We start from the raw sequence: 22,388 nt of genomic DNA, 5'->3' as shown, positions 1-22,388 counted from the left end.
ATTTTTGCCGATTTACTTTAGAATAAAATTTATTCCAAGGTGATAAAGATGATAGTATTTCCTCTAAGCTCTTTTAATAGATATTTTGGAAACAATCCTTTGCAAACACTTACCAAAATAAGAGATGAAAGTATTGAAAATGGAAATCCCGAGCTTACAAAAAAACAAAGAGAAGAATTAGGTAATGATTTGATAGATTTGTATAAGATTTCTAAAAAATTCAGCGATAAAATAGAATTAGTCGAGGGTTCAATAGAAGATAAGCTTAGAAACAATGAATTACCAGAATCAGAAGTTAAAAATTTATTTCAATGGATGGATGAAAATGCTAAACACCCTCGTTGGATGCATATTGATGGCGTGAGTTATGATGAAGCTTATGTTAAAATTTTTCACACAAGCAAAAGTATAGATGAATTTAAAGAAAAATATCTTGAGCTTCAAAAAAAATATTTTGTTGATTTTAACAATATTGATTCATCGCAGAAAAAACTGCAAGAAACTTCAGAAGAAGACAAAAAAGCTTTCAAACCTATACAAGTAGAAAGTAAAAGCGAAACCTACAAAGATGATAATAAAATGAATGAGCTTTTAAGAAAACTACTAGAAACTAAATTTGGCACAAGCGATGAGCTAGAAATTCTTTTTGGTATGAATTTTAGCAATGATAATGCAGGGGAATTTAATAAAATTCTTTCTCAAAACACTTCAGCAAAAATTATAGATATTAAGGCTTAAGATTTTTTAAATTATAAAAATCAATCAAGTTAAACTAAAAAATTCTTCTATTTTTTTTCGCATTTCTTCGACATTGTCGATACGATTAACGGTATCTCTAAAGGCTGAAGCGTCTTTATGCCCTTTAGAATACTCGTGTAAATGCTTGCGAAATATACTTACGCCTTGATCTTTGTAGTGTTTTATCATTTCATCAAAATGAGTGAGTATGATTTCTTTTTTGAGTTTTTCATCTACACTTTTACCGCTTTTGATTTCATAAAATACCCAAGGATTTCCTACGCTTGCACGCCCTATCATGAGTCCATCACATTTTGTGATTTTATAAACTTCTTTAGCGTTTTGTGTGTTAATATCGCCATTTGCAATCACAGGAATTTTCACGCTCGCTTTAGCACTAGCAATGGATCCATAATCGGCTTTTCCGCTATAAAGCTGTTTTCTTGTGCGTCCGTGGATACTTATAAAATCCACCCCCAAGCTTTCACAAATTTTAGCCATTTTTTCAGGATATTTTTCATTAAATCCTAGTCGAAATTTCACACTTGTAAGGCTTTTTTTATTGTTTTCTTTAATCACTCCTACAAGATTTTTAAAAAGCTCTAAATTTTCTAGCAAAGCACTGCCAGCACATTGTTTAACAACTTTATTTACAGGGCAACCGCAATTAAAATCGATCCCATCTACAAAATCCATTTCATTTAGCATTTGCACTGCTTTTTTTAGCACTTCTTTATCCCCACCTGCAATTTGGACTATATAGGGATTTTCTAATTCAGCTCTTTCTAGCATATGTAAAGTTTTAGAACTTTCATAAACTAAGGCATTAGAACTTATCATTTCACTTATGGTAATATCAGCACCAAATTTTTTTACTACATTACGAAAAGGCAGATCTGAAAAACCTGCCATAGGGGCTAAAAACAGGGGTTTTTTGCTAAAATCTATCATTGTATGAGTTGATTTAGATCGATTTTGATATTTTTTTCACGCAAGGCTAAAAAGGCTTTAAAATCATTAAATTTTTTATCATCATTGTGAATTTGTTCTCTTAACTCATCTAAAAGTCCAAATTCAGCCAAAAGATATAAATATGCTCTTAAAGCTTCGCTTTTTTCATTTTTAATTTTGTTAAAAATTCCTAAAATAGCATCAGGATTTAAAAGTTTAGTACTTAGTTTTGCTGCATTAAGATAGTCTTTTTCGCTTAATATGTTGTGTGAAAGTAAAACTTCATATTCTGCTACACTAAGTTCTAAATTTCCTTCTTTAAAACGCTTGATAAGTGTGAGAACTTCAGAAGGCTTTTTAGGGATTTTTACATTTTTAATTTGCTCATAACTAGCTTTTTCTATAAGAGTGTTAAAAGCAATTTCTTCAAATTCATCTTTGATTTCATTAAGGTTTTTAAGTTTGCTATAGGCATAATTTGCATCGTTTTTGAGATGATTTTTTTCATTTTGCAAATATAAAACATTGTTATTTTCGAGTTTAAATTTGCTAAGGTTAAAAAATTCGTTTTTATTTAAACCATCAATAAGATCTAAAATTTCATTGATTTTATTTGAGTGTGGAATTTTTTCATGTGTTTTTATGGTTTTAAAAAGTTGTGCCACAGCTCTAAATTCTTTCGTTTGAAAAGTGGTTTTAAGATCTTTTTCAAGGAGTAAATCTTGAGTATAAGATTCAAATTTAGCTGCATCTTTAAAAAAATGCTTAAATTTTAAATAACGCAAAAATCCATAAAATGTTATGTGTAAAACGGCTAAAATCATATAAATAAATAAAGGAATAACAAGCCATATCATAATAGGTAATTCAAAGGTATAAGTGCTGATATTTAGAGTATAGCTTCCTAGTTCTAGATACCAAGCAAAGGCAAAAATAAGTGCTATATAAATAAAACTTGCAAGTAAGAAGAGTTTAATTTTCATGTTTTTTTCCTTGTTCTGCAATTTGACGGCAAGTGATACAATATCTTGCGTGAGGTTTGACTTTTAGTCTTTGAGAGTCGATTTCATCATCGCAAGATTCGCAAATTCCATAAGTGCCGTTTTTGATTTTATCTAAAGAATCTTCGATTTCTATGAGTTCTTCTTTGAGATTGGTACTGATAGCAAAGTCAATTTGAGAGCCTGTTTCTATGACAGAAAAATCTACACTATCACTTGGGACGCTATTGTGAAGAGCTTCGATTTCATTCGAATTGCTTTGCAAATTTTCTAAGATGGCTTTTTTTCTTTCTTCTAAAATATTTTTGAAATTTTGTATTTCATTTTTTTTCATTTTAAAACTTTCTATTTGTGATAAGGGTGATTGTTGTTGATGCAAAATGCACGATAAATTTGTTCTAAAAGTAAGGTTTTAACAAATTGATGTGCTAAAGTAAGTTTGCTTAATGATAGTCTAAAATCCAAACTTTGATTAAATTCTTCTCTTAAACCATAAGCACCGCCTATAAAAAAACTTAATTCATTTTTATCTTGGATGAGTTTTGCAAATTCTATACTTGTAAGATCTTTCCCTTTTTCATCAAGAGCGATACAATAGCCTTTTTTATAAGGCATAAAAGCTTCTTCATAGCTTTTTTTTGCTTCTATGGCATTTAAATTTTGAGCTAAGGCTATTTTTTTATTAAAAACATTTATTTCTTTTAAAGTGGCGTATTTGGAGATGAGTTTAGAGTATTTCTCACTCCAAGTTTTAAATTCATCACTTTTTTGAATACAAAAGATATTAACTTGCAAATTATTTTCCACTAAAAAATTTTAGTACATCGCTAAGATATTGTTTTTGTTCTCCTCTTTCAACTATGGCATCTATAAGTCCATGTTCTAACAAGAACTCTGCTTTTTGGAAACCTTCAGGTAAATCTGCTCCTATGGTTTGTTTGATAACTCTTGCACCAGCAAAACCTACTAAAGCTTCAGGTTCAGCGATGATTAAATCTCCAAGCCAAGCAAAAGAAGCACTTACCCCACCCATAGTAGGATCAGTTAAAATACTAATATAAGGAAGTTTTTCTTTGCTAAGAAGTTTAAGTGCGGCACTAGTTTTGCTCATTTGCATCAAAGAATAAGTGCTTTCTTGCATTCTAGCTCCACCGCTTGCACTTACGATGACAAGAGGGGTTTTACTTGTGATGGCTCTTTGTATAGCTCTAACGATTTTTTCTCCTTCAACAGAACCTAAAGATCCGCCCATAAAAGAAAAATCAAATACAACAAGTTGGGTTTTTAAACCATTGATTTCACATTCTCCACTGATGACAGAACTTTTTCTACCTGTTTTACTTTCACCTTCGCTAAGGCGTTTTTTATAGGATTTGCTATCAACAAATTTTAAAGGATCTATAGCTTCTAAATTTGCATCATACTCAATAAAACTGCCTTCATCGCTTAAAAGTTTAATACGTTCATCAGCTGAAATTCTCATGTGATAATTACATTTAGGACAAACATTAAAACAAGATTCTATTTCTTTATAATACATCAAAGCATGACAACTTTGGCATTTTACCCAGTGATTTGGAGCTTCTTTAATACTAGGTTGTTGTCTTCTTATTTTTGAAAAAATATCTGCAAAATTCATATATTCACCTAATTATTTTTTAAAAATTCCAAGATTATATCAAAAATTTTCTTGTCTTGGCTTAGGAGAAGGAAATTTTCATTTTTTTTCTATATATAAATTTTGATGAATTGTTAAAGCAGCTACTGTATCAAAAATTCGTGTTTTTCCAAGAATTAATACAAAACTAAAATACGAAGCATAAGCGAGACTTAAGGCTGTTGCACCCAAAGAGCGAAATTTTAATTGATTTTTTGTTAAAAAATCGAGAAGTTCTGGATAAAGTGAAATTTTTTCAACTATACCTATTTTAGAAAATAGATTAGGTGTTAAGGGTGAGTATTTTGGATCGGAAAGATTAGATTTAAAAGCTTGATTGTTATTAAAAGCAAAAATTTCTTGACTGACAAGATTGCAAACAAAAGCGCTTTTTGTCTGATCTTTTTCCATGAGAGCTACAGAAGTTCCATAAAATGGTATTTTAGAAACAAAATTTGAACTTCCATCCAAAGGATCAAGAATCATTTGTTTTGGGCTAGCTTTTCCGATCAATCCGCTTTCTTCAGAAAAAATTTGTCCAAAACAACTAAGATATTTTATGAAAATTTGTTCACATTTTAAGTCAAGCTCATAGCCTTGATTTTTATCATAGCCTAATTTAGAGCAAAGTTTAAGATCATTTTGTGGGATATTGTTTAGATACTTGCGTATTTGCAAATTTGCATTCAAGCAAGCATCTAAAAATTCTTTCATTAAAAGCGTGTTCCAAGATTAAATTCAAAACTATTAGTATCATCACCTTTTTTATCATTAAGAGGTTTGGCAAATACAAGCTGTAAAGGCCCAATTGGTGTAATCCATTCAATGCCTATACCTGTACTCATTCTTTTTATTTCATCTAAATTTTTACGCCCTATCATACCATAATCAAAAAACACGCTACCACGAAGTTTGATTCTATCAATCAAAGGAAAACTAAGTTCTACAGAATTGGCAAAAGCTATGGTTCCACCTACTTCATCTCCCCATTGGTTTTTAGGACTTACTGTTCTGCTTTCAAAACCGCGTATCGATCTAATACCACCTAAATAAATTCTTTGGTTAATTGGTAAATAGCCTTCATCCCATACTTTATAAAAACTCGCTTTATAGCGATAAATAAGATCATATCCTATATAGTCTTGTAAACCTTGATAAAAGTTAAATTTAGAGCTTGATGAAATAAATTCTTGATCTCCGCCAAGTCCAGCGTATTCTAAACTAGTTGAAGCAATGATACCTGATCGTGGCAGATAATAATCATCTGTATTGTTAAAGGTGATTGCTGGAGTTATAGAGCTTTTAATACTTTTGCCAAGTTCATATCCTGTTCTTAAAAGAGTTGGACTTAAGTGATATATATCGCTTTGTTCAAGATTATAAGTTAAGCTTACATTATAGTATCTTGCAAATTGGCGTCCAACTGTTATATCAAAGCCGTAATTTTTTTCTGAATAATTATCCCATTCATAGTCATTTGAATAAAGTGTTCCACCCAGACTATATTGACTATCAAGAACGCGTGGATTTATGAGACTAATCCTTCCTGATAAGGTATCATCGCTTTTATCTACGCTTACAGAGCTTTTTATTCCTGAACCAAAGATATTTGTATCTGATAAAGAAGCGTTAAGCAAAATACCATCGCTTGATCCATAGCCAATGCCTCCAGAAATAGCTCCTGTAGAAGCTTCTTTAACATCAACAATCAAATCAATATGTGTATCATCAACTTTTTCTTCTTTGATATTTACATCGTCAAAATAAGAAGTTCTTTTTAAAGCATTTTTTGACTCGCTTAAGTCTGTTCTATTGTATAAATTACCTTCTGTTATATATAATTCTCGGCGTATGACGCGATCTACAGTACGTGAATTTCCTGAAATAATAACATTTCTTATATAAACTTTATCATGAGGGATTACTTTAAATACAACGGTGGCTTCTTGAGTTTGATCATTTTTTTGAATATCAGGATAGACTTCTACAAACGCATAACCCAAATCAGCACTTTGTGTTTCTATGGTTTTAACATCTTTTCTAATGTCTTCGATATTGATAGTTGTGCCAGCGCTTGATCTTAAATCTTTTACGGTTTGTGCATTTTGCTTATCATCAAATAAAGGATTTTCTATGCTTATACTTTTAATTTTATAAGGCTTTCCTTCTTTGATAAAATAAGTCAAATTTGCTTGATAAGTATCTGTGTAGGTTTTAAGATAAGGCGAGGATACTTGAACATCTAAATATCCTTTTTTCATATATTCATCAGCAATTCTTGAACTATCGTTACTAAGTTCAAAAACTTTTAATTTTCCATCATTGCGTCCCCACATCCATCCCATAAATTCTTTTTCTTTGTTAACAACAGCAGGTTCTATATCAGAATATGAAAATTTCTTGGCTCCACTTAAATGAACATTATCAATAATGATATTTTCGCCACGATTTACTATAAATTCAAGCTCTAGTCCATCGGTATTTTCTAAAGTCTTTTTTTTGTATTCTACAATAGTATCAAAATAACTTTTTGCTTCATAATAAGCTTTAATGCGTTCAATAGCTTCTTTTATACTTCCTTCATCAAGTAGTGTGCCTCTTTTAATCCCTAAAATACTTTCAACTTGTTTTCTATCATTTGAAGCTATACCTGTGATAGTAACCTTTGCTATAGTTGGTTTTTCGGTAACTATAATTTCCAAAATTCCATTGTTGTTTTCTACTGCAATATTTTCGAAATAATTTTGTTTATAAAGATTAAGAATAGCAGTGTTGATTTTTGCAGGATTTATTTCCTCGCCTATTTTAAGCCCCGTGATATTTATAGCGCTTGTGTTCGATAAATGATTTAATCCGATAAATTTAATATCTTTAATGGTTGCTGCATTGGCTATAGCAACTAAAGCACAAATACTAATAAGATGTTTTTTCATTGATTTTTTACCTAAAGCTTTATTAAAAGCTGTATAATAGCAAAAAAAATTTAACAAAAAAACTAAGGTAGAAAGTATGAAAATAGCAATTATAGGGCTTGGGCTTATGGGTGGATCTTTAGGGCTTTGTTTGAAAGAAAATAAGCTTATTTCTTGTGTTTATGGTATGGATTTAAGTAAAGAAAATGAAAAAGATGCCCTGCGATTAGGTCTTATTCATGAGCTTATAGAATTTAAAGATTTAGCTTTATGTGATATGATTTTTGTCGCAACTCCTGTTAATGCTATTATAGAAATTTTGCAAAAGTTAGTTGATTTGCCTTCTAATGTAACAATTATAGAGCTTGGAAGTACAAAAAGAAAAATTATAGAAAGTTTGCCTAAGAATTTAATCAAACAAACTCTTTTTGCTCATCCTATGACAGGAACTGAAAATTCAGGTCCAAAAGCGGCTTTTAAAGAGCTTTATAAAGATGCAGTTTGTGTTCTTTGCGATAGTGAAATAGCTGATGATTTGCATCAAAAAAGAGCAGTAGAAATTTTTTCTCATTTAGGGATGAAAATTGTTTTTATGGATAGTAAAGCCCATGATCATCATGCTGCTATTATTTCTCATTTGCCTCATGTTATAAGTTTTTCTTTGGCAAATTTTGTAATGAAAGAAGAGGATAAAAGAAATATTGTTCATTTAGCTGGAGGATCTTTTAAAGGTATGAGCAGAATTGCCAAATCATCGCCACAAATGTGGGAAAGTATTTTTTTACAAAATAAAGATAACTTATTAAGTTCTATTGATTTTTTTCAACAAGAATTAGAGAGATGTAAACAAATGATACAATTAGACAAAAATGATGAATTAAGAGAATGGATGAAACAGGCTAATACTCTAAGAGAAATTTTATAAATTTGCTAGATATTTACTGAAAATATAATAGAATTTATACTAAAAACAACAAAAACATTGAAAATTTTTAAGGAAGGTTATGGCAAAAAGAAAAGGCAAAACTTATTTATCTGTTTTAATTTTAGTTTTAATAGCAATTTTGATTTTTTTTATTTCAAGATTAAGTATTTTTGAAAAAAATCCTCCTCAAATTTTAATGCCAGATGTTGTATATACTGATCTTAAAAAACCTATTTTAGTGCATGTTAAAGATGATGAAAGTTCTATCAAAAATGTACAAATTATATTGCATAAAGACGACAATACTAGTGCAATGGTTATAGCAGATGAAAAGATTTCTAATTTAAAAGATATTACCTTACAAGTTGCTTTGCCAAAATTTGGTTATAAAGAAAATGTAAAATCTTTTGTTTTGGAGGTGATAGCTAAAGATTCTAGTTTTTGGAATTTTTTTAGTGGCAATGAAGCAAGAAAACAAATTGCGGTATTAGTAGATAATACGGCTCCAAAAATCAATATCATAAGCAATTCTTACCAAATCGAGCAAGGCGGTGCTGGGGCAGTTGTTTTTAAGGCCGATGATGCTAATTTAGATAAGGTGTATATAGAAACAAATAAAGGTAAAATCTTTAAAGTTACACCTTATGTAAAAGAAGGGTATTATGCGGCTTTGATTGCTTGGGATGCAAGAGATGAGGAATTTCGCGCATTTGTTATCGCTACGGATAAAGCGGGAAATATTTCAAAAGAACGTATAAGGTATTATTTTGTTAATCGTAAATATCGTGTTTCAAATATTAATTTAACGGATAAATTTTTAGATGGAAAGATTGAGAATTTAGCTAATCAATACGCTCCAAAAGATAATAATCTCAATCGTTATGAAAAATTTAAGTTTGTCAATGAAACTTTAAGAAATAGCAATGAAGAACTTATCCATGAAATCACTTCAAAAGTATCTGAGGAAAAAATTGATAATTTTGATTTGAATTTATTTTTACCTCTTAAAAATGGTATGAAAGTAGCGGATTTTGCTGATCATAGGTATTATTCTTATAATGGGCAATTTGTGAGTGATTCTTATCATATGGGGCTTGATCTAGCAAGCGTAGCACAAGCTCCTATCATAAGTAATAACGCAGGCAAGGTTGTTTTTGCTGCTGAAAATGGAATTTATGGTTTAAATTTAATTGTTTATCATGGTTTTGGAGTATATAGTCTTTATGGGCACTGTTCTTCTAAAAATGTTGATTTAGATGAAATGATTAATAAACAAAGTATTATAGGCAAAACAGGAACAAGTGGTTTAGCCTTAGGTGATCATTTGCATTTTGGAGTTTTGGTTCAAGGAGTTGAAACGCGTCCTGAACAATGGCAAGATAAAAAATGGATAGAAAATAATATTTACAATGTTTTAAATGATGGTAAAAAGATAATTTTAGGAAAAAATTAATGAAACAATTAACTTTAGCAAAAACTGTCAAAGGCGTAGGTATAGGACTTCATAAGGGTGAACCCATAGAAATTACTTTAGAGCCTTTAGAAGCAAATAGTGGTATAGTATTTTTTAGAAGCGATCTTAATGCAAGCTATAAGGCAAGTCCTGAAAATGTGATCAATACTCAAATGGCAACTGTTTTAGGAGATGATCGTGGATTTATTTCTACAATAGAGCATTTAATGAGTGCGATTAATGCTTATGGAATCGATAATGTACGCATTGTTTTAAATGCAAATGAAGCTCCTGTTATGGATGGATCAAGTATTAGTTTTTGTATGATGCTTGATGAAGCAGGGGTAAAAGAACTTGATGCGCCTAAAAAAATTATGGTAATTAAAAAGCCTATAGAAGTAAGAGATGGTAATAAATTTGTGCGTTTAACTCCTACTAAAGAACCCCGTATTAATTACACAATTAAATTTGACAATGCTGTTATAGGTGAACAAAGTTACAATTTTGAATTCAGCAAAAAAAATTATATAGAAAACATAGCAAGAGCTAGAACTTTTGGTTTTTTAAAAGATGTTCAAGCTCTTAGGAGTATGAATTTAGCACTAGGTGGAAGTTTAGAAAATACTATAGTGGTAGATGAAAATCGTATTTTAAATCCTGAGGGTTTGCGTTTCAAAGATGAGTTTGTAAGACATAAAATTTTAGATGCAATTGGAGATTTAACCTTACTTGGATATCGTGTTTTTGGAGATTATACTTCATATGCTGGGAGTCATCATTTAAATCATTTACTTACTAAAGAAGTTTTAAAAGATAAAGATGCTTATGAAATTGTAAGCCTTGAAAAAACCACCCAAAAAGCTTATGAAAAGGTATTTGCATAAAAACCTCTCTTTTGCTTAATGCTTTATCTAAGCCTTTAATGATCGGAATTTATCAAGATGATAAACTTATAAAAACTTATAAAAGTGAAGAAAAAGCAAGTGAATTTTTACCAAAAATTTTAGATGAATTGCTTAAAGAATATGATTTTACAAGTTTAATCTATGCTAATGGTCCAGGTTCTTATATGGGGATTAAAATTTCTTATGTAAGTTTGAGTACTTTAAGTATAGTAAAAAATATTCCTTTATTTGCGGTAAGTGCTTTTGAATTAAATGGCTATAAACCCATAAGTGCAAATAAAAATTTTTGTTTTGTATATAAGGAAGGTGAAATTTGTTTAGAGCAAAATATCCCAGCAGAGTTTTTTTTACCAAAAAATTTACAAGAGCTTAAACTAAATAATGATAATCTTCCCTTTTATTTTTTAGATGCAATTTAGGATGAAATTTGAAAATTTTAGTTCCCGCTACGAGTGCGAATTTAGGGCCAGGTTTTGATTGTTTAGGACTTAGTTTAAAGCTTTTTAATGAAACTCAAATCCAAAAATCAGGTGTTTTTAGCATTAGTATTGGAGGTGAGGGCAGTGATAATATTTTTCTTAAAAAAAACAATATATTTGTAAATATTTTTTATGAAATTTATGAAAAACTAAGTGGAAAAAAAGATAATTTTCGTTTTATTTTTCAAAATAACATTCCTCTTTCAAGAGGGTTAGGAAGCTCTTCAGCTGTGATTGTTGGAGCTATTGCCAGTGCTTATTATATGAGTGGATTTAAGGTAGAAAAAGAACGTATTTTAGATGAAGCTTTAATTTATGAAAACCATCCAGATAATATCGCTCCAGCTACTCTTGGTGGTTTTGTGTGTTCTTTGGTTGAAAAAAATAAAGTTTATAGCATCAAAAAAGAGATTGATAAAGATTTAGCTGCTGTGGTTGTGATCCCAAATTTGGCAATGAGCACGGAACAATCACGCCAAGCTTTGGCTAAAAATTTAAGTTTTAATGATGCGGTTTTCAACCTTTCTCATGCTTCATTTTTAACCGCTTGTTTTTTGGAGAAAAAATATGAATTTTTAAAATTTGCAAGTCAAGATAAGCTTCATGAAATCAATCGTATGAAAAACTTACCTGAGCTTTTTGAAGTACAAAAATTTGCTTTAGAAAATAAAGCTTTAATGAGCACACTTTCAGGTTCGGGATCGAGCTTTTTTTCTTTAGCTTTCAAAGATGATGCTTTAGCTTTGGCAAAGAAAATGCAAACAAAATTTAAAGATTTTCGTGTGCAATATTTAGAATTTGATGATAATGGCTTTGAAATTTGCTAAAAAATATAAAAAAAAGATATAATTTTGAAAAAACATATACCAATTAGAATGTGCATAGTGTGTAAAAACCGCTTTGAGCAAAATATGTTATTTAGATTTAAAGTTGTTTTAGGAGATATTGCGCCTAAAGCAGAACATGGAAGAAGTGGATATTTATGTCAAAATTGTATTGAGAAAGAAGATAAAATCTTACAAAAAGCATTTTCTAAAATATGTAAAAATTTAAATACTAAAATTACTCAGCAAGGACTTAAGGAGATATTTTTAAATGGCAAAGATTAGAATTCATGAAATCGCAAAAGAATTAGGTTATGATAGTAAGGAAATTATTGAAAAGGCAAATGAATTAGGACTTGGAATTAAAACAGCATCAAATGCTGTAGAACCCGAGATTGCGGCAGCTATTTATGAGTATATACAAACAAGAGAAATTCCAGAAGCTTTTAAGAAAAATATCAAAACTCCTACGGCAAAAAAGCCTAAAAAAGAAAATATAAAAGAACAAGAAAAGCTAAATGAATCTGAAAAAAAAGAACCTAAAAAAGAAGAAAAGCTTAAACAAGAAGTTAAAAAAGAAGAATTAAAAGTTGAAAAAGAAAATGCAAAAGAGGAAGAAAAACAAGAAATTATTGATGCTCATAAGCCACAAAGCCTTGCTAGTGCAACTTTAGCCAAAAGACGCGGACTTGTTATTGTTAAAAAGAAAAAAGACGAAGAAGAAATTCAAGTTAAAAAAGAAGAAGTAAAAAATTCAAATGATATATCTATCAATAATGAAGAGCGCTTAAGTTTAAAAACTATGTTTTCAAATGCTGATGAGAGTTTAAAGAAAAAGAAAAAAGAAAAAAAATCTATTGCTGCGAGTAAAAAAGAAAGTACCGAAAAAATGAATTTTTTAGATGAACATGATTTTGGTGATATTTCTTTAGATGATGAAGATGAGGTAGTGTTACCTGATTTTAGTGTAAAAGAACAAGAAAAACCACAAAATATCAATAAAAAACAACCTAATTTTATAAGACAAGCTGTTGGAAATTCTGCGGGTTTTGGGCTTGAAGGTGGAATTCAAAGAAGAAGTCGCAAAAAACCACCTAAAAAGATTGAAAAAAAGGAAGTAGAAGAAGTAAGTAGTGTTTCTATTTCTAAAGAAATTCGTGTGTATGAATTCGCAGATAAGATAGGAAAAAGCACTAGTGAAGTGATTTCAAAACTTTTCATGCTTGGAATGATGACAACAAAAAATGATTTCTTAGATGAAGATGCGATTGAAATTTTGGCTGCTGAATTTGGTATAGAGATCAATATCATTAACGAGGCTGATGAGTTTGATTATGTAAAAGACTATGAAGAAGAGACTGATGAAAAAGATTTAGTGACTAGAGCACCTGTGATTACCATCATGGGGCATGTTGATCATGGTAAAACTTCTTTGTTAGATTATATCAGAAAATCACGCGTTGCAAGTGGAGAAGCAGGGGGTATTACCCAACACGTGGGTGCTTATATGGTAGAAAAAAACGGGCGTAAAATTACTTTTATCGATACTCCAGGTCACGAAGCTTTTACTGCTATGCGTGCAAGGGGTGCAAGTATCACTGATATTGTAATCATCGTTGTGGCCGCAGATGATGGGGTAAAACCACAAACTAAAGAAGCGATAAATCATGCTAAGGCAGCAGGTGTGCCTATTATTATCGCTATTAACAAAATGGATAAAGAAGCGGCAAATCCTGATATGGTAAAAACTCAACTCGCAGAAATGGAAATCATGCCAGTAGAATGGGGCGGATCTTATGAATTTGTAGGGGTTTCGGCTAAAACAGGAATGGGGATTGAAGATTTGCTTGAAATTGTGCTTTTACAAGCTGATATTTTAGAACTTAAAGCCAATCCAAAAAGTTTTGCTAAAGCAAGCATTATAGAAAGTTCTGTGCAAAAAGGGCGTGGTGCGGTAGCTACTATCATCGTGCAAAATGGAACACTTACTGTAGGAAGTACTGTGGTTGCAGGCGAGGCTTATGGAAAAGTGCGTGCGATGAGTGATGATCAAGGTAAGGCTTTAAAAGAAATCAAACCAGGCGAATGTGGGGTTATCGTAGGGCTTAGCGAAGTAGCAGATGCAGGTGAAATTTTAATCGCAGTAAAAACCGATAAAGAAGCAAGAGAATACGCTAATAAACGCCACGAATACAATCGCCAAAAAGAACTTAGTAAATCTACTAAAGTTAGCATTGATGAGCTTGGAGCTAAGATTAAAGAAGGCAATCTAAAAGCCTTGCCTGTTATTTTAAAAGCTGATGTGCAAGGATCTTTAGAAGCCTTAAAAGCAAGTTTAGAAAAACTTAGAAATGATGAGATTAAAGTGAATATCATTCATAGTGGGGTAGGAGGAATCACGCAAAGTGATATAGAGCTTGCAAGTGCGAGTGAAAACTCTATAGTACTAGGTTTTAACATACGCCCAACAGGAGAAGTTAAAGAGCGTGCTAAAGATAAAGGCGTAGAAATTAAAACTTATAATGTGATTTATAATCTTTTAGATGATGTAAAAGCCTTGCTTGGTGGTATGATGAGCCCGATTATTTCTGAAGAGCAATTAGGACAAGCAGAGATTAGACAAGTGATCAATGTACCAAAAATCGGACAAATCGCAGGTTGTATGGTAACTGAAGGGGTGATTAACCGTGGAGCTAAAATTCGCCTTATCCGTGATGGAGTTGTGGTTTATGAAGGAAATGTAAGCTCGCTTAAACGCTTTAAAGATGATGCTAAAGAAGTGGCAAAAGGCTATGAGTGTGGCGTAGGTATAGAAGGGTGTGATGATATGAGAGTGGGTGATTATATAGAAAGCTATAAAGAAGTAGAGGAACAAGCAAGTCTATGAATCCAAGTGAGATTAAAAAACTACGCACTGAAAGTATCTTAAAAGAGCTGATCCCTGAAGCTTTAGCAAATTTAGATGATGAAAATTTGAAAAATTTGTGTGTAGTGGATGTAGAGTGTAAAAAAGGCAGATACGATGCTTTTGTGTATCTTGATAAGATGTTTTTTAATGTTCATGAGCAAGAAAAAATTTTATCTTCTTTAAAAAAGGCAAGTAGAGCTTTACAAAATTACTGCATGAGTGAGCAGGGCTGGTATAGGTGTCCGAATTTTCATTTTAAATTTGATGATAGGCTTGAGTATCAAAACCATATGGATGCACTTTTTGAAAAAATAAAAAAGGATAAAAATGAATCTTGAAGCCCTTTGTAAAGAAGCAGGACTTAGTTTTTATGATGATGAGCTAGTAAGTGAAAATGGCAGAAAAATTTATAGAATTTATGTGCAAAAAGAAGGCGGGGTAAATCTTGATGGTTGTGCAAGGCTTAGTGAAATTTTATCGCCTATTTTTGATGTAGAACCACCTGTAAATGGGGAGTATTTTTTAGAAGTATCTTCACCAGGACTTGAAAGAAAACTGAGTAAGATAGAACACTTTGCTAAAAGTATAGGTGAACTTGTGAAGATCACAACCAATGAAAAAGAAAAATTTGAAGCAAAAATCATTGCTGTAGATGATGAAAATATCACTTTAGAAATTTTAGAAAATAAAGAAAAAACTACTATAAATTTTAATGATATAAAAAAAGCTAGAACCTTTGTGGAGTGGTAAGAAATGGAAATTATCTTTAATCAAGATGAAAAAGATAATTTTATTTCAGCAATAAATTTTCTTATTCATGAAGTTGAAGCTTGTATCCAAAGAAATGTTTTAACACAACACGGTAAAGTAAGTGTTAAAGGAACTTCTCAAAAAGATATTAATATTAAGCTAGATTTTTTAAAAAAATATAATTATTCTTATAAAATTGGTCTAGGTAATGCAGGTGGATTTTTAAATGAGGATAGTTGGATTATTTTTGTTAGAAATGATTTGCTTGCAAGTAATTTGATCAACGGTGAAAAATTAACTGCAACAAAAGGTATTTATATTTTTATAGCTTTTTCAGGATATTTTTCAGATGATAAACATATACAATTGAGTTTTGGTTTTCCTCAAGGAGACATGAATTTATCGAGGTGTAGTGCCATTGATCAAATGGATAGGAGTGGAAAATTACGGTATTTTGATTTTAAGTACAAAAATCTTGAAAAAGAAGCAAATCAAATTGTAAAAGATTTTCAAGATATGATTAATTATTTTAATATTTTTGACAAAAATGATTTTAAATTAAGAGCTGAATTTTCTACTTTTATACCCTTAAATCAAATTCTTTATGGACCTCCGGGTACAGGAAAAACTTATCATACTATAGATAAAGCTTTGGAAATTTTTGGCGAAAATTTAGAAAGTAGAGATGACAAAAAAGCAAAATTTGATGAGTATGTAAGAAAGGGACAAATAGTATTTACTACTTTTCATCAAAGCTATGGATATGAAGAATTTGTAGAAGGCATAAAGCCTCGCATAGATAGTGAAGAAAATTCTAAAGAAATAGAATATGAAATAAAAGATGGAATTTTTAAAGATTTTTGTGATAAGGCTCTTGTTGTAAAACAAAATTTTAATTTTAATCAAATTAAGGATGATTTTTTAGATCATTGTAGAGAAAAAAAATCAATAATATATAAAAATAAAGAATATAAATTTGAAGAACCAAATAATTTAATTACTGGAAATTTAAAAATCCATATTAATTATATCAGAGATATGATAGAGCAGATTGGTTTGTCTTATAGTAATTTATCTGATACTGAAATAGAAGGATATATAAGGTTGAAAATTGATAGCGGTGATAATATTATAAATAATTATAAGATTATTTTAGATTATTTTTATTATAAATATATCAATTTTTCTTTTGTATTTATTATAGATGAAATCAATCGTGGTAATATAAGTAAGATTTTTGGTGAGCTTATAACCTTGATAGAACCTAGTAAAAGGATAGGTGAAAAAGAAGAGTTAAAAGTGACTTTGCCTTATAGCGGTGAAAAATTTGGAGTGCCTAAAAATGTTTATATCATAGGCACTATGAATACAGCCGATAGAAGCATAACTTCTCTTGATACAGCTTTAAGAAGAAGATTTGAATTTGTAGAGATGATGCCTGATGTGAGCAAATTATCTATGGATTGCGAAGGTATTGATTTGCAAGAATTATTAAAAGCTATAAACACTCGTATAGAATATTTACTAGATAGAGAAAAAACCATAGGTCATGCATTTTTTGTAAGTGTTGAAAATTTAGAAGATTTAAAAAAAGTTTTTCAAAATAAAATCATCCCACTTTTGCAAGAGTATTTTTACAATGACTATGCTTTGATTGACGCAGTTTTAAATAAAAATGGTATGTTGGAAATTAGTGTTGAAAATAAAGATTATTTAAAAAATATGACAGAATTTATAGAAAGTGATAAGGTTGTTTATAAATTTAGTAATAGTAATAATTGGAGTAAAGATACTTTTATAAAAATATATGAATAATGAAAACAAGTAACACTTTTTCTATCATTGAACACCAAGCTTTTTCTAAAGAAGATTTAAAAGAAATTTTCAAAGAAAAGGCCGAAGGGTTTTATAAAGAGCTAGAAGACTTTGCAAAAAATAATGAAAATCTTCTAGGCTTTAAAAATAAAAATACCTTAAAAGCTAAAAATTATGTCGGCATTATACAGACTAAAAGCGGGGTTTTGGAGATCTTGCCAAAATGCACGAATTTAGATAGCTATAAAAAAGAAGATAGCTTTTCAAATCACGATAAAGAAAAACTAAAAAGATACTATGAATTAGACAATATTTCTAAAAATAATGATTTTTATGAAAAAGATTTTAAATTTAATCCTAAAAATCTTTTGATAAATATGTTAAAAACCTTAAAAAACTCTCCCTTTAAAAAATCGCAAATTTCATCTTTGCAAAGTTCTAAAATTCCTTTATTTGAAGTGTTTATCACTATGTTTTTAGATGAATTTGATAGCGTGTATAAAAAAGGCTTGATGAGATCTTATCTAAGTTGCGAAGAAAATAGGGCTTTTTTGAAGGGAAAATTACTATTTAACGAACATATCAAGCAAAATTTGATACACAAAGAAAGATTTTTTACAAGCAATGATGAGTTTGTTTTAGATATAGCACCCAATCGTTTGATAAAATCAACGCTAAATTTTTTAAAATCCAAAACAAGTTTGAATAAATTTAGACTTATAAAAGCCATGCAAATGCTTGATGAGGTAGAATTTTCTAAAAATTATGAAAAAGATTTTAGTTATAAAATTTCAAGACATTTTGATTATTATGAAAACTTGCTTTTGTGGTGTAAAATTTTCTTAAAAAATGAAAGTTTTATGCCTTATCATGGTAAAAATGAAGCTTTTGCTTTGCTTTTTCCTATGGAGAAAATTTTTGAAGATTATGTAGCTTATATGCTAAAAAAAGTAAATCCAACTCAAGATATTAAAGTTCAAAACAGTAGAAAGTATTTAATCTCAAAAAATGATGAAAATTGTTTCATATTAAAGCCTGATTTATATATAGAAAATAAAATGATTCTAGATACAAAATGGAAAATTCCAAATGATAGCGAAGATGAGAAAAAACAGGGTATAGCACAAAGCGATTTGTATCAAATGTTTGCTTATGCTTGCAAATTTAAAATTTATGATATTAAACTTGTGTATCCTTTATGTGAAAAAACTCAAGATTTACAAAGAAAAATCGCAGAAAAATTTTTTGTTTTTAAGGCAAGCGAACATTTGTATTTTAAAGAACAAGGGCAAAAAGATATAAAAGTGCAAGTGTGTTTTGCACCTTTACCTTTTTAAAAATTTGCCTATCAAATGTACTAAAAAACCAAAACAAGCTACAGTTATGATGCAAGCACCGCTTGAGAGGTTAAGATAATAGCTAAGTATAAGTCCTAAAACACAAAAAATCATACTTAAAAAACTTGCCAAAATCATGATAAAGCCAAGTCTTTTAGTAAAATTTTCAGCAATAAAGCTTGGGATGCTAAGTAAAGCCATAACCAAAATAAGCCCTACAAGGCGTATAGAAATAACTATACAAAAAGCCATAAGGGCGATTAAAAGATAATGAAAAAAACTTGTATTGATACCACGAACTTTTGCAAATTCCGCATCAAAGCTTAATGCTTCAAATTGTCTATAAAATAAAAAGATCAAAAGTACCACCACGCTATCAACCAAAGCCATAAGCCATAAATCTTGTGTTCCTACAGCCAAAATGCTCCCAAAAAGATAAGCCATTAAATCTGTGTTATAACTAGGGCTTAAATCGATTAAAATAATCCCAACAGCCATTCCAAAAGCCCAGATTACAGCGATAATACTATCACTTCTGTGTTTATAGTGTTTAGCTAAAAAAGCTACTAAAAAAGCCAAAAATAAAGTAAATATTCCCGTGCTTAATAAAATAGGTAAAGAAAAATAAAAAGCTATACCTATACCACCAAAAGCCCCATGTGTTATACCTCCAGCCATAGAAAAAAGGCGATTTATCATCACCAAAGTACCTATGATCCCACAAGCTATACTGACTAAAATCGCTCCTAGTAAAGCGTTTTGAAAAAAGGTGAAATTTAAAATTTCAAGCATTATTTTCCTTTGAAAATTTTAAACAAAAATTTTCTTTTTTAAATTCTGTTTTTTTCAAATTTCTTCTTGTAAATTCTTGTTCGCATAGTTTTTTACTATCGCAATTTTCTTCATCGCAAAAACAAGTATTTAAACTCATTTCTACATCACAAAAATGAGAGTGGTTTTCGTATAAGTGTTTTAAAAATGAACTTTTTTCTTTTTCTTTAGTGTTGGTATGCAAGAAAAGTTCTTTGTTTAAATGTGCAATTTTATCGCTATAAGCTAATACAAGGTTGATATCGTGACAAATGAGTAAAATTCCCATACCTTTTTGGTGCAAGGAGCTTAGAAGTTCAAAAATTTGTATAGCAGACTTGTTATCAACGCTTGCGGTAGGTTCATCTAAAATAAGCATCTTACATTCACTAGCTAAGGCTCTTGCGATAAAAACACGTTGTCTTTGTCCTCCACTTAGAGAATCAATGGTTTTGTTCCAAAATTTTTCCATTCCTACGCTTTTTAAAGCTTGCATAGCTTTTTCTTTATCTTTTTTCCCATAAAAACCAAAAATTTTTTTACTTACAAGTCCCATAAGAACGATTTCAAGTACTCTTGGACAAAAATTAGGATTGGCTAGAGTGTGTTGAGGAACATAGCCTATTTCTTTTCTTTGAAAAGCTTTGAAGTGGATTTCATTTTTGGATTTTAAAAGTCCTAGGATAAGTTTTACAAGTGTTGATTTTCCTGCACCATTTGGACCTATGATAGAGAGAAAGTCTTTATTGTCGTAGCTAAGATTGATGTTTTTTAAGATGGTTTCATTATCATAAGCGTAGTTTAGATTGGAAATTTCAAAAAAAAGCATCAAAAAGCCTGATTATAAATTATGAGAAAAGGCATCAGCGGTTTTTAAAAGCTCATTTTCCCAATCATAAGACAAATGATCTATTTTGTAAATTTTTGCATCACATTCTTTGGCAAGTGTTTTTGCTGCATTTTCAGGGAAACCGTTTTGAACAAAAATGACTTTTAAATTTTTATTTTTCATTAGAGTGATAAGGTTTTGTAAATCTTTGCTTTTTGGTTCCTTACCTAAAATTTCTACAGGAATTTGCGTAAGATTATAGCGTTTTGCAAAATATGTCCAAGAAGGATGGTAAACTATAAATTCTCTATTTTTTAATTTTTCTAATTTTGAGTCAATTTGTAAATTTAAACTATTCAATTCTGCTAAAAATTTATCTAAATTTTGTTTATATAAATTTTTATTTTGTGGATATTTTTGAATCAAGGCGTCATAAATATTTAAAGCCATAGTTTGGACTAAAATAGGATCTAGCCAAGTATGAGGATCAAAATGCTCATGTTCCTCATGTTCATGAGAGTGTTTGTGTGTATCATGAATTTTAATCAAAGCTATGTTTTTTTGCATATTTACAACTTGAAGTTTTGGAAAATTTTGTTTAAATTTATCCGTAAAAACTTTTTCAAATTCTAAGCCTATGGTGAAATAAATATCACTTTTTTCAAGTTTTTTCATAGTACTTGGTTTAAATTCAAAATTATGCTCATTGCTATTTGGAGGCAAAATAACATTGACATCTAGGGTATTTGCAGCTATTTTTTTAACAAAAAATGCTTGAGGTGCTATACTGACACTAACTAAATTACTGCTAGTATTTTGTTCTTGCTCTAAATTTTTAGCTTGTATGAAAGTGAAAAATATTCCTAAAAATAGAATAAATAATATATTGTTTTTCAAGATATTTCCTTAATAATCTAAATTTATTTCAAATTATAACGATATTAAACTTAATTTATGGAATTTTTGAAATAATATTACTTTAAATAAATTAAGCAAAAATTTAAATTTTTTAATTTATAATTTTAAAAAACTATAATTCCTACAAAAAATATATTTTAGAAAGGATTACTTAAATTAATATGAAAAGCATAAAATTAAAGGTTGCACTGTTTGCAAATTTGATTGCGGTAGCGTGTTTAATTTTTTTGGGTGTTATAACATTTATGTTTGTCAAGCAAGAAATTTTTCATGAAGTTATTAAAGCTGAAACAAACTATGTTAAAACAGCTAAGAATTCTATGGAGTCTTTTAAAAAAAGAAATTCTTTAGCTCTTGAAACTTTGGCTAAAAATATTTTAAAGCATCCTGTAGAACAATTAGATAGTCAAGATGCTTTAATGCGTTATATTGGAAAAAGTTTAAAGGATTTTAGAGATATTGGAAGATTTTTAGCAGTTTATATTGCTCAGCCAAATGGAGATCTTGTTGTAAGCGATCCAGACTCTGATGCTAAGAAAATAGATTTTGGAATTTATGGCAAAGCTGATAATTATGATGCTAGAACAAGAGAATATTATATAGAAGCAGTAAAAGCTAATGGAATTTACATAACTTCATCATATATAGATGTAACTACAAATTTACTTTGCTTTACATATTCTATTCCTCTTTATAAAGATGGTAAATTTATAGGGGTTTTAGCTATAGATGTTCTTGTGACAGATTTACAAGCTGAATTTGAAAAATTACCAGGTCAAACTTTTGTATTTGATGAAGAAAATAAGGTTTTTGTTTCTACAGACAAAACTCTTTTGCAACAAAGTTATGATATTAGTACTATTGCAAATCTTGCTAAAACTAAAGAGGATCTTAAACTTTTTGAATATATAAGACCAACAGATGGTAGTGAAAGATTTGCTGTATGTACAAAAGTTTCTGGAGTTTATACTGCTTGTGTTGAAGATTCAATAGAAGAAATAGAAGCTCCAGTGTTTAAAATTGCGTTTACACAAATTACGATTGTTATTTTTACAAGTATTATTAGCGTAATCCTCCTTTATTTCATCGTATCAAAATACCTCTCTCCACTTACAACTATTCAAACAGGTTTAAATTCATTCTTTGATTTTATCAATCATAAAACAAAAAATATTT

At 29.8% G+C, this 22,388-nt stretch carries 22 protein-coding genes and 1 pseudogene; 13 read left to right on the top strand and 10 right to left on the bottom strand.

What is annotated here, in order from left to right:
- The first annotated feature begins 48 nt into the window (after window positions 1-48).
- On the top strand, window positions 49-738 hold the full coding sequence (locus ELQ04_RS06545) for a hypothetical protein (protein ID WP_002851870.1): 690 nt from the start codon (window positions 49-51) through the stop codon (window positions 736-738).
- 24 nt (window positions 739-762) lie between these two features.
- Here the strand turns inward: ELQ04_RS06545 and ELQ04_RS06540 are convergent, their stop codons facing one another.
- From ELQ04_RS06540 to bamA, 7 genes and pseudogenes are all read right to left on the bottom strand, one after another.
- Window positions 763-1,689 carry a tRNA-dihydrouridine synthase gene (locus tag ELQ04_RS06540; RefSeq protein ID WP_004316616.1) on the bottom strand — a complete coding sequence of 309 codons (927 nt, stop codon included), beginning with the start codon at window positions 1,687-1,689 and terminating at the stop codon, window positions 763-765.
- Window positions 1,686-2,672 (bottom strand): hypothetical protein, encoded by a 987-nt coding sequence (locus ELQ04_RS06535; protein WP_134224477.1) that lies wholly within the window; start codon window positions 2,670-2,672, stop codon window positions 1,686-1,688. Before ELQ04_RS06535 ends, ELQ04_RS06540 begins: the two co-directional genes overlap by 4 nt.
- A complete protein-coding gene (gene dksA, locus ELQ04_RS06530) occupies window positions 2,662-3,024 on the bottom strand; it encodes a molecular chaperone DnaK suppressor DksA (RefSeq protein WP_002851949.1) in 363 nt (120 codons plus the stop codon). The genes ELQ04_RS06535 and dksA overlap by 11 nt, the downstream gene beginning before the upstream one ends.
- Window positions 3,025-3,035: 11 nt before the next feature.
- Window positions 3,036-3,485, bottom strand: a complete 450-nt coding sequence (locus ELQ04_RS06525; RefSeq protein WP_002857335.1) for a 23S rRNA (pseudouridine(1915)-N(3))-methyltransferase RlmH — start codon at window positions 3,483-3,485, stop codon at window positions 3,036-3,038.
- A gap of 1 nt (window position 3,486) precedes the next feature.
- On the bottom strand, window positions 3,487-4,329 hold the full coding sequence (accD, locus tag ELQ04_RS06520) for an acetyl-CoA carboxylase, carboxyltransferase subunit beta (RefSeq protein ID WP_002857277.1): 843 nt from the start codon (window positions 4,327-4,329) through the stop codon (window positions 3,487-3,489).
- Between the two features lie 8 nt (window positions 4,330-4,337).
- Window positions 4,338-5,061 (bottom strand): annotated as a pseudogene (locus ELQ04_RS06515) (inositol monophosphatase family protein).
- Window positions 5,061-7,280: an outer membrane protein assembly factor BamA gene (gene bamA / locus ELQ04_RS06510; protein ID WP_004316622.1), complete on the bottom strand. Its 2,220-nt coding sequence runs from the start codon at window positions 7,278-7,280 to the stop codon at window positions 5,061-5,063. The pseudogene ELQ04_RS06515 and the gene bamA overlap by 1 nt, the downstream one beginning before the upstream one ends.
- A gap of 76 nt (window positions 7,281-7,356) precedes the next feature.
- Between bamA and ELQ04_RS06505 the strand changes: the two genes are divergently transcribed.
- The 11 genes from ELQ04_RS06505 (at window position 7,357) to ELQ04_RS06455 (ending at window position 18,655) form a co-directional block, all read left to right on the top strand.
- Complete coding sequence (locus tag ELQ04_RS06505) at window positions 7,357-8,184, top strand: prephenate dehydrogenase (RefSeq protein WP_002860956.1); 828 nt, start codon at window positions 7,357-7,359, stop codon at window positions 8,182-8,184.
- A gap of 79 nt (window positions 8,185-8,263) precedes the next feature.
- Window positions 8,264-9,637: a M23 family metallopeptidase gene (locus tag ELQ04_RS06500; RefSeq protein ID WP_004316623.1), complete on the top strand. Its 1,374-nt coding sequence runs from the start codon at window positions 8,264-8,266 to the stop codon at window positions 9,635-9,637.
- On the top strand, window positions 9,637-10,521 hold the full coding sequence (gene lpxC, locus ELQ04_RS06495; protein ID WP_002859351.1) for a UDP-3-O-acyl-N-acetylglucosamine deacetylase: 885 nt from the start codon (window positions 9,637-9,639) through the stop codon (window positions 10,519-10,521). The genes ELQ04_RS06500 and lpxC overlap by 1 nt, the downstream gene beginning before the upstream one ends.
- A 38-nt stretch (window positions 10,522-10,559) precedes the next feature.
- Window positions 10,560-10,961, top strand: coding sequence for a tRNA (adenosine(37)-N6)-threonylcarbamoyltransferase complex dimerization subunit type 1 TsaB (locus tag ELQ04_RS06490; RefSeq protein WP_002851789.1), 402 nt, complete (start codon window positions 10,560-10,562; stop codon window positions 10,959-10,961).
- Between the two features lie 8 nt (window positions 10,962-10,969).
- Entirely contained in the window at window positions 10,970-11,848 is an 879-nt protein-coding gene (thrB, locus tag ELQ04_RS06485) for a homoserine kinase (protein WP_002857455.1), read from the top strand.
- Window positions 11,849-11,872: 24 nt separating this feature from the next.
- The gene (locus ELQ04_RS06480) at window positions 11,873-12,130 is read left to right on the top strand and encodes a YlxR family protein (protein ID WP_002882996.1); all 258 of its coding nucleotides are present in this window, start codon (window positions 11,873-11,875) and stop codon (window positions 12,128-12,130) included.
- Window positions 12,117-14,732 carry a translation initiation factor IF-2 gene (gene infB, locus ELQ04_RS06475; protein WP_004316627.1) on the top strand — a complete coding sequence of 872 codons (2,616 nt, stop codon included), beginning with the start codon at window positions 12,117-12,119 and terminating at the stop codon, window positions 14,730-14,732. Before ELQ04_RS06480 ends, infB begins: the two co-directional genes overlap by 14 nt.
- Complete coding sequence (rbfA, locus tag ELQ04_RS06470) at window positions 14,729-15,091, top strand: 30S ribosome-binding factor RbfA (protein ID WP_002778650.1); 363 nt, start codon at window positions 14,729-14,731, stop codon at window positions 15,089-15,091. The genes infB and rbfA overlap by 4 nt, the downstream gene beginning before the upstream one ends.
- Window positions 15,081-15,503: a ribosome maturation factor RimP gene (gene rimP / locus ELQ04_RS06465; RefSeq protein ID WP_004316629.1), complete on the top strand. Its 423-nt coding sequence runs from the start codon at window positions 15,081-15,083 to the stop codon at window positions 15,501-15,503. Before rbfA ends, rimP begins: the two co-directional genes overlap by 11 nt.
- 3 nt (window positions 15,504-15,506) lie before the next feature.
- Entirely contained in the window at window positions 15,507-17,318 is a 1,812-nt protein-coding gene (locus ELQ04_RS06460; RefSeq protein WP_004316630.1) for an AAA family ATPase, read from the top strand.
- Complete coding sequence (locus ELQ04_RS06455) at window positions 17,318-18,655, top strand: McrC family protein (RefSeq protein WP_044778230.1); 1,338 nt, start codon at window positions 17,318-17,320, stop codon at window positions 18,653-18,655. The genes ELQ04_RS06460 and ELQ04_RS06455 overlap by 1 nt, the downstream gene beginning before the upstream one ends.
- Here the strand turns inward: ELQ04_RS06455 and ELQ04_RS06450 are convergent.
- From ELQ04_RS06450 to ELQ04_RS06440, 3 genes are read right to left on the bottom strand one after another with little or no spacing between them, the layout of a single operon-like run.
- Complete coding sequence (locus ELQ04_RS06450; protein WP_004316635.1) at window positions 18,644-19,447, bottom strand: metal ABC transporter permease; 804 nt, start codon at window positions 19,445-19,447, stop codon at window positions 18,644-18,646. The two genes, ELQ04_RS06455 and ELQ04_RS06450, sit on opposite strands and share 12 nt — an antisense overlap.
- A complete protein-coding gene (locus ELQ04_RS06445; protein ID WP_004316637.1) occupies window positions 19,440-20,294 on the bottom strand; it encodes a metal ABC transporter ATP-binding protein in 855 nt (284 codons plus the stop codon). Before ELQ04_RS06445 ends, ELQ04_RS06450 begins: the two co-directional genes overlap by 8 nt.
- Before the next feature lie 12 nt (window positions 20,295-20,306).
- Window positions 20,307-21,191, bottom strand: coding sequence for a zinc ABC transporter substrate-binding protein (locus ELQ04_RS06440; RefSeq protein ID WP_004316639.1), 885 nt, complete (start codon window positions 21,189-21,191; stop codon window positions 20,307-20,309).
- 182 nt (window positions 21,192-21,373) lie between these two features.
- On the opposite strand from ELQ04_RS06440, the gene ELQ04_RS06435 reads away from it, so the two are divergent.
- Window positions 21,374-22,388, top strand: a 1,015-nt coding sequence (locus ELQ04_RS06435) for a cache domain-containing protein (protein WP_208359024.1), incomplete at its 3' end; no start/stop codon positions are given.

This window comes from Campylobacter sp. CH278 (genome assembly GCF_004378845.1).
Taxonomy (GTDB): Bacteria; Campylobacterota; Campylobacteria; order Campylobacterales; family Campylobacteraceae; genus Campylobacter_D; species Campylobacter_D jejuni.
Note: the sequence above shows the minus strand (reverse complement) of the source record. Positions and strands in the feature narration are given on the sequence as shown.